At 69.0% G+C, this 10,908-nt stretch carries 11 protein-coding genes; 4 read left to right on the top strand and 7 right to left on the bottom strand.

Going from position 1 to position 10,908, the window contains the following annotated elements; genetic code table 11:
- Positions 1–277 precede the first annotated feature (277 nt).
- Both ACIQ3R_RS10100 and ACIQ3R_RS10095 read left to right on the top strand, forming a co-directional pair.
- Entirely contained in the window at positions 278–1,303 is a 1,026-nt protein-coding gene (locus ACIQ3R_RS10100) for a purine nucleoside permease (protein ID WP_397417994.1), read from the top strand.
- Positions 1,300–2,625, top strand: a complete 1,326-nt coding sequence (locus ACIQ3R_RS10095; RefSeq protein ID WP_397417991.1) for an NCS2 family permease — start codon at positions 1,300–1,302, stop codon at positions 2,623–2,625. Before ACIQ3R_RS10100 ends, ACIQ3R_RS10095 begins: the two co-directional genes overlap by 4 nt.
- Before the next feature lie 37 nt (positions 2,626–2,662).
- Here the strand turns inward: ACIQ3R_RS10095 and ACIQ3R_RS10090 are convergent, their stop codons facing one another.
- The 4 genes from ACIQ3R_RS10090 to ACIQ3R_RS10075 form a co-directional block, all read right to left on the bottom strand.
- A complete protein-coding gene (locus ACIQ3R_RS10090) occupies positions 2,663–4,126 on the bottom strand; it encodes an adenosine deaminase (RefSeq protein WP_397417989.1) in 1,464 nt (487 codons plus the stop codon).
- Positions 4,123–4,665 carry a Pycsar system effector family protein gene (locus tag ACIQ3R_RS10085; protein WP_397417986.1) on the bottom strand — a complete coding sequence of 181 codons (543 nt, stop codon included), beginning with the start codon at positions 4,663–4,665 and terminating at the stop codon, positions 4,123–4,125. The genes ACIQ3R_RS10090 and ACIQ3R_RS10085 overlap by 4 nt, the downstream gene beginning before the upstream one ends.
- Positions 4,666–4,753: 88 nt before the next feature.
- Positions 4,754–5,539 (bottom strand): LOG family protein, encoded by a 786-nt coding sequence (locus ACIQ3R_RS10080; protein ID WP_397417984.1) that lies wholly within the window; start codon positions 5,537–5,539, stop codon positions 4,754–4,756.
- A gap of 117 nt (positions 5,540–5,656) precedes the next feature.
- Positions 5,657–6,943, bottom strand: coding sequence for a hypothetical protein (locus ACIQ3R_RS10075; RefSeq protein WP_397417982.1), 1,287 nt, complete (start codon positions 6,941–6,943; stop codon positions 5,657–5,659).
- Between the two features lie 122 nt (positions 6,944–7,065).
- Between ACIQ3R_RS10075 and ACIQ3R_RS10070 the strand changes: the two genes are divergently transcribed.
- Entirely contained in the window at positions 7,066–7,689 is a 624-nt protein-coding gene (locus tag ACIQ3R_RS10070; protein WP_397417979.1) for a hypothetical protein, read from the top strand.
- Here ACIQ3R_RS10070 and ACIQ3R_RS10065 read toward each other — a convergent pair whose 3' ends face one another.
- The 3 genes from ACIQ3R_RS10065 to ACIQ3R_RS10055 all read right to left on the bottom strand — a co-directional run bounded on the left by ACIQ3R_RS10065 (position 7,690) and on the right by ACIQ3R_RS10055 (position 10,537).
- On the bottom strand, positions 7,690–8,175 hold the full coding sequence (locus tag ACIQ3R_RS10065) for a hypothetical protein (protein ID WP_397417977.1): 486 nt from the start codon (positions 8,173–8,175) through the stop codon (positions 7,690–7,692).
- A gap of 13 nt (positions 8,176–8,188) precedes the next feature.
- Complete coding sequence (locus ACIQ3R_RS10060; protein WP_397417974.1) at positions 8,189–9,736, bottom strand: sulfatase; 1,548 nt, start codon at positions 9,734–9,736, stop codon at positions 8,189–8,191.
- 153 nt (positions 9,737–9,889) lie between these two features.
- The gene (locus tag ACIQ3R_RS10055) at positions 9,890–10,537 is read right to left on the bottom strand and encodes a 2-hydroxychromene-2-carboxylate isomerase (protein WP_397417972.1); all 648 of its coding nucleotides are present in this window, start codon (positions 10,535–10,537) and stop codon (positions 9,890–9,892) included.
- A gap of 90 nt (positions 10,538–10,627) precedes the next feature.
- Between ACIQ3R_RS10055 and ACIQ3R_RS10050 the strand changes: the two genes are divergently transcribed.
- On the top strand, positions 10,628–10,908 hold a 281-nt coding region (locus tag ACIQ3R_RS10050), incomplete at its 3' end, for an MBL fold metallo-hydrolase (protein WP_397417970.1).

The following is a 10,908-nucleotide window of genomic DNA, read 5'->3' as shown; positions in this document are numbered from 1 at the left end:
GCGCCTAGCAGCGCGGCCCGAGGTCGAGGAAGGAGAACGCCCGCAGAGGGCAAGGGGAGAATTCGCCTCGGGGCTCAGGCTTGCAAGCGGTCCGCCCATGCGGAACCGCACATTGCGGGGGACGCTCAGTTTCCGGGCGCGGCATGCCTGGGGCGCCTCAATCCAGGGCAAGGATCACCTGGGCGGCAGGGCGAATACGCCCGAGAGGCGAGCAAGACGCCTTGCCCGCGGGGGCCGGCGCCGCGACGATCAGGGCCGCATCTCGGGGGAGGATCGCATGCTGCGGCTGTTGGCGTTGATCGTTGTCCTGCTGGCGCCCGTGGCGGCGCGGGCGGAACCGATCCAGGTCAAGGTGGTGGTGCTGACCATGTTCGAGGTCGGCCAGCCGACCGGCGACGTGGCGGGCGAGTTCCAGCTCTGGGCTGAGCGGTGGCCGTTCACCCGCGAGCTGGCCGTGCCGGGCATCGAGGCGCCGGTGCGGGTCTCGGACGACGGGGTGGTGCTGGTGCTGGCCGGCATGAACGCGCGCTCGCGGCAGAGCGTCACCGCCCTGGCGCTGGATCCCCGGTTCGACACGCGGCGCGCCTACTGGCTGGTGGCGGGCATCGCCGGGGTCGATCCGCGGACCGGATCGGTGGGCAGCGCCGCCTGGGCCGACTGGGTGGTGGAGGCCGACGCCGCGCACGAGATGGACGATCGCGAGGCGCCGAAGGACTGGCCCTGGGGAATCTATTCGCTGCAGACGCGGGCGCCGGGGATCAAGGGCTCGGCCGCCGGGGCGAGCGGCATGGCCTGGCGGCTCGATCGGGGTCTGGTCGACTGGGCGTTCGAGCTGACCAAGGGCGTGGCTCTGCCGGACAACGACCAGCTCAAGGCCGCCCGCGCGGGCTTCGCCGAGGCGCCGGGTCGCGCGCCGCCATTTGTCTATCGGGGTGATTCCCTGGGTACGGCGCGGTTCTGGCACGGCGTGCGCCGCACGGCCTGGGCCCGGGACTGGGTGAGCCTTTGGACCGACGGCCAGGGCCGCTTCGCCATGACCAACTGCGAGGACAACCAGGTGATGGACGCGCTCACCCTGCTGGCCCCCACCGGCCGGGTGGACGTGCGCCGGGCGCTGGTGCTGCGCACGGCCAGCAACTACGCCCACGCGCCGCCGAGCGCGGCGAGCCCGGTCTATTCCGGCCTGGGCGGCGGGCTGGGCGCCGGGGTAGAGGCGGCCTGGCGGGTCGGAAGCCCGGTGGTCCGGGCCCTGGTGGCGGGCTGGGACCGCTATGCCGAAGCCCTGCCGGGGACGCGGCCATGAGCTTTCTGGAACGCCAGTTCGGGCTCACCGCCCACGGGACCAGCGCGCGCACGGAGCTGCTGGCCGGCCTGACCACCTTCCTGACCATGGCCTACATCGTTCTGGTCAATCCGCAGATCCTGGGCGCGGCGGGCATGCCGGTGGCGGGCGTGGCGGCGGCGACCTGCCTGGCGGCGGGGATCGGCTGCCTGCTGATGGGGTTCCTCGCCAATTATCCCATCGCGCTGGCGCCCGGCATGGGGCTCAACGCCTACTTCGCCTATGCCGTGGTGCTGGGCATGGGCGTGCCCTGGCAGACGGCGCTGGGGCTGGTGTTCATCTCCGGCGTGCTGTTCTTCCTGCTGACGATCGCCGGGGTGCGGCAGCTGATCGTCAACGCCATACCGCGGGCCCTGTTCGCGGCGATCGCGGCGGGGATCGGCCTGTTCATCGCCCTGATCGGCCTGCGCGGGGCGGGGCTGGTGGCGGACAACCCGGCGACGCTTGTGGGCCTGGGCGATCTGACGGCGCCGACAACCCAGCTGGCGGTGCTGGGGCTCTTCGTGCTGGGCGTATTGACGGCGCTGAAGGTGCGAGGCGCGATCCTGATCGGCATCCTGGCGACCACCTTGGCGGGTTGGGCGCTGGGACTCGCGGTCTGGACGCCACAACCTTACAGCCTGGACGCGCTCTCCGGCGCGGCTTTCCAGCTCGACATCCCGGCCGCGCTCGGCATCGGCGGCGGCGGACTGACCCTGGCGCTGATCGAGATCCTGTTCGTGTTCCTGTTCGTCGACCTTTTCGACAATGTCGGCACGCTGGTGGCGGTGACCAAGAAGGCCGGGTTGGTGGCGGCGGACGGCTCGATCCCCAGGCTGAACCGGGTGCTGTTCGCCGACGCCGGCGCAACGGTGGTCGGCTCCCTGGCCGGGACATCGACGGTGGTCAGCTACATCGAGAGCGCAGCGGGGGTCTCGGCGGGCGGGCGCACGGGCCTTACGGCGGTGGTGACCGGTCTGCTGTTTCTGGCCTGCGTGTTCGTCGCGCCGTGGGCCCAGGCGATCCCGGCCGCGGCCACAGCGCCGGCGTTGATCCTGGTGGGCGGGATGATGATGGCGCCGCTGGCCGAGGTGGCCTGGGACGATCCGGTGGTGGCGATCCCCGCCTTCCTGACCCTGGCGACGATCCCGCTGACCTTCTCGATCGCCAACGGCCTGGCGATTGGGGTGATCGCCTATTCCGTCCTCCGACTCGCGACCCGGCGTAGGTTCGCGGGCGACCTGCTGCTGCACGGACTGGCGGCGCTGTTCCTGGCGCGGTTTGTGTATCTGGGGGCGGGCTAGGCCCTCGCCCGACTCTCTCCATTTGAGGGGGAGAATGCTACCTGACGTACTCCGCCTCGAACTTCGCCAGAAGGTGTTCGTGGCGCCATTGCTCGCGGGCCTTTTCGCTGGCGGCGATGAGGGCGGCGCAGGCGCCGGTCGGCGTCTCGCGGCCGATCTGGCCGGCGCAGGCGCGGGCGGGGCGGCGATAGGTGTTGGGGTCCAGCCACAGGCCCTCGCCCGGCAGGAAACTGAACGCGATGCCGTTGCGGGCGGCCGCCTTGAGATCGGCGTAGGTCGCGCCGTTGCGGACCGTCAGCGCATAGTCGCCGGAGAGTTCGCTGCGGGTAATGCCGGAGTCGTCGGTGGAGAGCACCACGGGGACGCCCATCTTGCGGAACCAGGCATAGGGGTGATCCTCGGGCTCGATCTCAAGGATGGTCTGGTTGGAGATCATGTTGACCTCGATCGCTATGCCCTTGGCCGCCATCTCGCGGGCCAGCGCATGCGCGCCCTGTTCCTCCGGCAGAGCGATGCCGTGGCCGATCCTGCGGGCGCCGGCGATGCGGACCGCGTCGCCGATGTGGTGGCTGAGCGTCTGGGGCGTCACCAGCTTGAGGGTGAGCTCCCCCGCGTGCAGCGCCGCGGGCGCCTTGCGGCCCTGGTCGGTGACCTCGGCCACGATCCGCATGTGGACGTCGTAGTTGCGCACCGCGTCGGGCGCGTCTTCCGGCGCGACCAGCTGTAGGCCGACCCAGCGCCGGTCGGCGGCGATGGCGGCGACGCCGAGCTGAAGCTGCGCCATGGTCTGCTCGGGCGGGCCCTGGCGCATGGCCTGGAAGAGGTAGCGGACGGTGACTTTGCAGCCGGGTGTCGCCTGCGGCGTGTCGCACTTCATCACGGCTCGGGCGCGCGCCTCCATCGCGTCCGTGTCGGCGATGACGTTGGGCACCAGTTTCTCGAGGCCCGCCTCGCTCAGCGCCACGCGGGTGGCCGCCGGGTCGCCCCGCCAACCCACCCGGGCGCCCAGCGCGCGGGAGGCCACGAACTGAGGGGTGATCATCAGTTCAGCGTAGAAGGTGTTCTGCCGCGCCAGTCCCTCCAGGGTCTCGGCGAGCGCATCGCCCTGGCGCTTGGGCAGCGCGCCCCGGCGCGAGAAGGCGGTGAAGAACTGGTCGTGACCCGAGCGACCCTTGTGGCCGGGCATGCGGGTGGACAGGCTGTCCATCAGCGCCGACCGCAGCGGCTCGTCGTTCAGCACATCGGCGGCCGGCTTGAGCCCCGGCGCGCAGGCCGTGCGGATCGCCAGCTCCGTCACGTCGACGCAGAGGCCGTCCTCGATCGCCCAGGCCAGCAGCAGTTCCCCGGGCGTGCCGCCGCCCAGGTGGTTATGCAGTTCGCCGCCCTTGGGGAACGCCTTGAGGAACGCCGCCCGTTCCGCGGTTCCCATGGTCGCCAGATCCGGCGCCGCCAGGGCCGGCGAGGCGAGCGCAAGCGCGCCCAGGATGCCGGCCAACTTCATCCGAAGACTCCGGGGAGGACGTAGGGGCCCAGAAACACCAGCAGGCTCACCACCAGTCCGCCGGCCAGGATGCGATAGGCGTAGCCCAGGAAGCGGTACTTCTTGAACGCGAGCACCCGGCCGTTCTGGTAGATGTCGTGGGCGAAGGCCTCATAGACGGTGCGTGGCTCACCCAGCACGCCCAGGATGTTTTCGATGAACTCGTCCTCCGAAAGCTGGGTGAAGGACCCGAAGAACAGCAGGTTGGCCGGGCCGTCCGGCCGGGGCGGTGTCTTCACCGAGGGCAGCACCGCCAGGATGGCCAGGAACGCCGCCGCGAACGCCGCTGCGCCCAGGACAAGCAATGGCTCCGGCCGGGCCAGATTGTGCGCCTGGCTGATGGTGACCGTGAAGATCACGAAGGCCGCCGCCAGCACCATGTTGGCCTTCTGGTCGGCCATCTGACTCAGCTGGTACTGGACCTGTTGGGCCGTTCGCAGCAGATGCACGCTGTCGGTGGCGAACGTGGGTCGCCCCGCCGTCTCCGGCGCTCCGCTCATTGTTGGTCCCCCCGAAAGTTCTTGTCGCCCCCGCGACGTTCGCAGTTAGCCCGCAATTGGCCCGCCCGGCGCGGTTCGGGCAAGCCCCTCAAGGGTCTTCGGGGGTGGTGTCCCAGCTCGGCGCAGCGTGAGGGCGGACGCCGCCGGCGACCAGACGATCCCAGATTTCCTCGGCCGTCTCCGCATAGCTGTACAGACCAAGGTCGTCGGCGGAGATCATTCCGGCCTCGACCATGGCCTCAAAGCGGATCACCGATCGCCAGTAGGCCTCGTCGAACAAAACGATCGGGATCGGGGGCGCCTTAGCGGTCTGACGCAGAGTCAGGAGTTCAAACAGCTCGTCCAGCGTGCCGAAGCCGCCCGGAAACACCACCAGTCCGCCGGCCCGCATGGCGAAGTGCATCTTGCGCATGGCGAAGTAGTGGAAGCGGAAGGTGAGTTCGGGCGTCGACCAGTCATTGGGCTGCTGCTCATGGGGCAGAGTGATGTTGAGCCCGATCGAAGGCGCGCCGACGTCGGCCGCGCCGCGATTGGCGGCCTCCATGACCCCTGGACCGCCGCCGGTGCAGATCACGTTGTACCGACCCTTGTCAGAGGAAAGGCGCGCGCCGCCACGCTCCGACGCCAGGGCGGCGAAAGCCCGAGCCTGGGCGTACCAGCGGGCCTGTTCTCCCGGGCCGTCCTCGCGGATCCGCGCACCGCCGAACACCACGATGGTGGAATGGACGCCCCAGGCCCTGAGCGCCTCATCGGGTTTGGCGAATTCCAGGAGGAAGCGAACCCCGCGCATCGACGGGCCCAGGATGAAGTCGGGGTCCAGCGAGGCCAGCCGGTAGGTCGGTGACGCCATCTGAGGCGTATCGGGCGTGGTCATGGGCTAGAACCTTTCCGGTTCAGACGGAACCCTCTGAACGGAGTGAAAAAGGCGCGAAATCAAGAGTATAGATCGTCTCTTCATCCGAAAACCGGTTCCCACTTTTCGGACGACGCTCTAGGCGACCGCCTGCTGGATCACGGCCTTGAACGCCTCGGTGACCGGCGGGATCAGGGCGGGGACGACGCACCGCAGGTCGTCGCTGGGCGCGTGATGGAAGCGGTGGCCGCCGAAGACGCCAATAGCCGGGGCATAGCCCGCCTTGAGGATCACGCCCAGTTCCCCGGCCGCAAGCGCAGGATCGGCCTTGTAGACCGCTTCCAACCCCTGAAGGCCCGCGAACGCGGTTCGCGCCCGATCCATCAACGGCGCGCTGGCCAGCAGGAACCTCTGCGGATCGGCGCTCGGCAGGGGCGACAGCATTGCGCCGCGCTCGTGCCAGTCACGGGCTGCGACATTCGCCCCCAGATGCACCCAAAGGGCGGTGTCGGCGGGTTTCGGCGCGATCTCGTGGATGAAGTGTTCGCCGCCGCCGTTGTCGTATTCATGGCCGCTGGTGCAGACCAGCGCGACATTGACCGGCAGGGGCGTGCGCGCCGCCCACTTGGCGAGCGCCAGCCAGACAGCGAGACCCGGCCCGCGTTCGCCGCCGCAGATGAACCATCCGGAACGGGGCGTGGACAGCACCAGATTGCGCGCGGCGCCGCGGTTCAGCCTGGCGGTTAGGTTGTAGGCCGGGCGGCGGATCGCCCGCCCGGGGATCGTCAGCGTGGCGGTCTCGCCGGCCTCGGCGGCCCTGAGGAACGGCGCAGCATCGCGCGGGCCGATCACCGCGACCGGGCGGTCGAACAGCGGCTTGTCGATGGGCGCGTTCAGGGCCAGCGCCTCGCCGGTGGGGCCGGTGGTGACCACCACCACACCCTTGGCGCCCGCGGCCAGAGCTGCGCGGATGCGGCGCTCCACCTCGCCAACGACGGCGGACCATCGCCCATGAGGCAGCACGAGAATCGAGATGGCGCCCGCGCGCGGCCCGATGGCCAGCGGGGCCGTGACGCCGCCGGGCCCGGTCGAGGTGACGATCGCCTGGGGGATCACGTTGGCGCGGGCGGCGCCGGCGACCAGTGTGGCGGCCTCGCCCTCATAGCCGGGGGCGTCGAACATCTGCCGGCGGCATGCGTACCCGGCTTCGGTCAACTCGCCTTCGAGCCAGGCGCCGGTGGCGTTGTCGCCCGCTCCACCTGAGGCCTTGTCGCCATAGTTGACGTAGCGCTCCATCACCCGCCTGGCTTCGGACTCGGCGGAAGGGTCTGATGCAGCCTGGGCCATGGTCGTGGTTCCGGCGAGCAACGATGCGCCCCCGACCACGGCGCGGCGGGAGGCGGTGAGACGAGGGGACTTGCTCATAGGGGCGAGGCTAGCGGAATGTCGCCGGAGGGTGGAGGGGTTACATGAGCCAAATGGATCGACGGACGTGGATGATCGGAGCCGCCGCCGCAGCAGCGGCGACGAGCGCGAAGGGGGCTTTGATGACCTATGACTATCTGTTTCTGGACCTGCCCCCGTCAGAGGCGCCGGCGCGGGACCTGGCGACCCGACTGACGGCCGAGGGTCCGGCGCTGAAGGCGGCCGGGGGATCGGTGGTCGGGCAGTTCACGCCGCAGCTTGGCTGGACGTCTCGTCAGGCGGCGGTGCTGATCAGCTGGACCGGCGAGAGCGCGGGACGCGAGGCGGCTGTTTCGCGGCTGACCGCGGCGCCAGGCGTCAGGTCAGCGCGACGCGATCGGCTGACCGCTACGGCCAGGCCCGCGCCCGGCGACCGGCCGCCGGCCGGCGGCATTTTCGTGCATCGCTGGTTCGTTATCGGACGGACGGACCTCGACGCCTTCGTGGCGCTGTCCGTCGAGGGTTGGCGCGATTTCGAGACCCGGTTCGACACCCGGATCTTCGGGCTGTTCACCGCCGCGCCGACGCCGGAGGATACGGCCAATGGAACCGCCCGCCTGCTGCTGATCACGCGCTACGGCAGTCACGGCGTGTGGGAGGCGTCGCGCAATCCCTCGACCGAAGCCTGGGCCGCGTTCACGCGCCGCCAGCAACTGACGCGGGACACCTGGGGCGCCAGCACGCTGCTGGTTCCGCCCGCCCCCTGATCAGGGGGCGTAGCTGGACCGGCCCTGGATGCCCCAGCGGCCGTTCTGGCGCGTGACGATGTAGATCGAGTCGAATTCGTTGAGCACCGAGCCGTCTTTGCGATAGCGGGCGAAGCGGGTGTTGATGTGCACCTTGTCGCGCCCGGCGTGGATGACCTCGCGCCGCGCCCAGGCGGAGCGGTCCCACTCGGCCAGCGAGCCGGTCGTGAACATCTCCGGCTTGTGGTAGCCGGGATTGATCACCGTCACCGTTCCGGACGCAAACCGGATGTGAGGGAAGTTGAAGCTGGCCTCAAAGGCCGGAATGTCGCGCGCGTTGAACGCCAACATGAACGCGTCGAGGCGGTCCTGTGCGGCGGCGATCTCGGCGGCGAAGGCGGCGTGCTCGGGTCGCACCGGCGGCGGCGGGACCGAAGCGGCGAGCGCCGGAGCTCCGGCCGCCATGGCGATCCCCGCGCCCAGGATGACGTCTCTGCGGCTGGCCATAAGGCGCTCCTTCCTACGGATAAACTTTCAGCAGCTGGCCTTCGAACTCGCGGACGCTCTGGCGCATGCTGGTCCACTGGGCGGGCACATTGGCCTTGTCCCACTCTGCGATCTTGGCCTTGAGGCGCGCCACCACCTCGGGCCGCGCCGTGGCCAGATTCCGGCTCTCGCCCGGGTCGGTCTTGAGGTTGTAGAGCATGGCGTACTGACCAAACGGCGACACCTCGGCGACCACCCCGTCGGGCGTGACGCCCGAACCGACGCGCACCTGTTCCGAAGGATCGGCGCGATTGACGATCCACATTTTCCAGTCGCCGTCGCGGATCGCGAAATTGGGGCCCGAGCGCCAGTAAAGGGTCGGGTTGGGGGTCTCAGTCTTGCCGCCCGCCAGATAGGGCATGAGGTTGACGCCATCGAGCTTGGACTGTGGCTTCGCGCCCGCCAGGGCCGCTGCGGTCGGCAGGATGTCGAGAGTCGAAATCACCCGTTCCTCAACCCGGCCGGCCGGCAGACGTCCCGGAAGCGCCATGATGAACGGCACGCGCACGCCCCCTTCCAGATGGCTGCCTTTATAGCCGTTGAGCGGAGCATTCGTGCAGGCGTCGCCGACATAGCCGGCGCAGCCGTTGTCCGAGGTCAGGACGATGAGGGTGTTCTTGTCGAGGCCCTCGGCCTTCAGCTTGGCGCGGATGGCGCCCACGCTGTCATCCAGCGAGGCGACCATAGCGGCGTAGACCCGCTGGCCCGGATTCTGGATGTGGCGGTAGCGATCAATGTATTTGGCGGGCGCCTGCAGAGGCGTGTGCGGGACCATGTGGGCCAGGTAGAGAAAGAACGGCCGGTCCTTGTTTTCGCCAATGAACCGCACGGCCTGGTCGGTGAAGGCGTCGGCGAGATAGTCCTTCACCTCGACCACTTCGCGACCCTGGCGGACGGGTGCGCGAGCGCGAATGGTGGGCATCTGCTCGGCGGGCGTGCCGCGTGCCGCGGGCCCGCCTTCCGCCGTGCCATACGACCCTTCCGAACCCGGATGGGTGTAAAGCTCGTCGCCGGGCCCGAAGGTGGTCATGAAGGCCGTGGCGCCGGCAGTGACACCGAAGAAGCTGTCGAAGCCTCGGTCGAGCGGATAGTAGCCGGGCGCCTCGCCCAGGTGCCACTTGCCGACTATGCCGGTCGAATAGCCGGCGGACTTCATCACCTGGCCGATGAAGGTCTCGGAGAGCGCCACGCCGCCGGTGCGGTCGCGGCCGACCGGATTGAACTCATAGCCGAACCGGGTCTGGTAACGGCCGGTCATGATCGCCGCGCGGGACGGCGCGCACACCGGGTGGGTCACATAGCCCTGGGTGAAGCGCACGCCATCGGCCGCCAGCGCGTCGATGTTGGGCGTCTTGATGATCTTGCTGCCGTAGACTGCGGTGTCGCCATAACCCAGGTCGTCGGCCACGATCACGATCACGTTCGGCGGTCGTGGTTGCGCACTGACCGCTACGGCGCCAGGGGCTGCGGCGCCAAAGGCGAGCACCAGGCCCGCGCGCAAAATCAGTCCAAGACGCGACATGAATAACCTCCCGACCGTTCGGTCAGCCTAGCGCGTCTTCCAAAAAGTGGGAACCGGTTTTCGGACGAAGAGACGCTCTAACTTTTTGATTTCGAGCCTTTTCCACCCCGTTCAGATGATTCCATCTGAACGTGAAAGGCTCGAGCGCGCGGCTCAGCGTCGCGCCAGCCCCTGACCCTGCATCCGCCAGACCATCTGATCGACCCGGTCCTGGCCGAAGAACGCTTCGCCGCCGAACACCATCATCGGCACGCCCCAGTGGCCCGCAGCGCGCTGGGCGACCTGATTGGCCTCGACCACGGCGGCCAGTCGTCCGGCCTCCTCGTCCGCGGCCCTGTTGAGCGCCGCGGGATCGAGCCCGGCGCGTTCGGCGGCGCGGTCGAGATGATCGCCCTCATGCCAGTTGTCGACCTCGCCGCTCCAGATCACGTGGCTCACCTCGCGCAGATAGGCGAGACCCCGACCGGCCTCAGCGGCTGCGACGCCAAGGTGGGTCAGGCGGTGGATGTAGGGCTGCTGCATCCGGTATCCGACTTCCGGCGCCTGCTGCACCGGATCGGGCCTTGGCCAGCGGAACGGCAGACCGAGAAACGCCGCCTCGCGGAACACATCGGTCATGAAGTAGCGGAACCAGAGCGGATCGCGGGTCTCGAAGAACTCCGGCGTGCGTACGGCGAGCGGATAGACCGGCTTCACCTGGCAGACCACGTCGTGCTCGGCCTCCAGCGCCAGCAGACGCGGTACGACCATGTAGGAATAGGGCGAACGGAACGACCAATAGAGGTCGTAGCTGAGCGTCATGGTCGATATCCTCCCCGAACATCACCGCTTTGCGGCGGCGACCGGCTATCATAGAAACGCGAACCTTTATTCTCTTTTTCGGAGACCTGGATGATCCGCCTGCTCGCCGTCGCCCTGGCGCTGACCTTCGCAAGTCCGGCCGCTCACGCCCAGGCCTTTGATGGGTTGAAGGTGTTCTTTTGCGGAACGGGCGGACCGTTGCCGATCCCTGACCGGGCGGAGCCCTGCACGGCGATCCAGGCGGGAGACGCCCTCTATGTGATCGATACCGGTTCGGGCGGCGCGGAGACGCTGCAACGGATGCGGGCGCCGGTGGCGGCGCTGAAGGCCATCTTCATCACCCATCTTCACAGCGATCACATCGGCGGCCT

Origin of the sequence: Phenylobacterium sp. (genome assembly GCF_044371015.1) — a bacterium.
In the GTDB taxonomy this organism is placed as follows: domain Bacteria; phylum Pseudomonadota; class Alphaproteobacteria; order Caulobacterales; family Caulobacteraceae; genus Phenylobacterium.
This window is presented reverse-complemented; position numbering and strand designations above follow the sequence as displayed.

What these genes read in the sequence shown, in the direction of transcription:
- ACIQ3R_RS10100 (WP_397417994.1), top strand. Translation starts at nt 278, where the DNA reads ATGCTGCGGCTGTTGGCGTTGATCGTTGTCCTGCTGGCGCCCGTGGCG.
- ACIQ3R_RS10095 (WP_397417991.1), top strand. Translation starts at nt 1,300, where the DNA reads ATGAGCTTTCTGGAACGCCAGTTCGGGCTCACCGCCCACGGGACCAGC.
- ACIQ3R_RS10090 (WP_397417989.1), bottom strand. Translation starts at nt 4,126, where the DNA reads ATGAAGTTGGCCGGCATCCTGGGCGCGCTTGCGCTCGCCTCGCCGGCC.
- ACIQ3R_RS10085 (WP_397417986.1), bottom strand. Translation starts at nt 4,665, where the DNA reads ATGAGCGGAGCGCCGGAGACGGCGGGGCGACCCACGTTCGCCACCGAC.
- ACIQ3R_RS10080 (WP_397417984.1), bottom strand. Translation starts at nt 5,539, where the DNA reads ATGACCACGCCCGATACGCCTCAGATGGCGTCACCGACCTACCGGCTG.
- ACIQ3R_RS10075 (WP_397417982.1), bottom strand. Translation starts at nt 6,943, where the DNA reads ATGAGCAAGTCCCCTCGTCTCACCGCCTCCCGCCGCGCCGTGGTCGGG.
- ACIQ3R_RS10070 (WP_397417979.1), top strand. Translation starts at nt 7,066, where the DNA reads ATGACCTATGACTATCTGTTTCTGGACCTGCCCCCGTCAGAGGCGCCG.
- ACIQ3R_RS10065 (WP_397417977.1), bottom strand. Translation starts at nt 8,175, where the DNA reads ATGGCCAGCCGCAGAGACGTCATCCTGGGCGCGGGGATCGCCATGGCG.
- ACIQ3R_RS10060 (WP_397417974.1), bottom strand. Translation starts at nt 9,736, where the DNA reads ATGTCGCGTCTTGGACTGATTTTGCGCGCGGGCCTGGTGCTCGCCTTT.
- ACIQ3R_RS10055 (WP_397417972.1), bottom strand. Translation starts at nt 10,537, where the DNA reads ATGACGCTCAGCTACGACCTCTATTGGTCGTTCCGTTCGCCCTATTCC.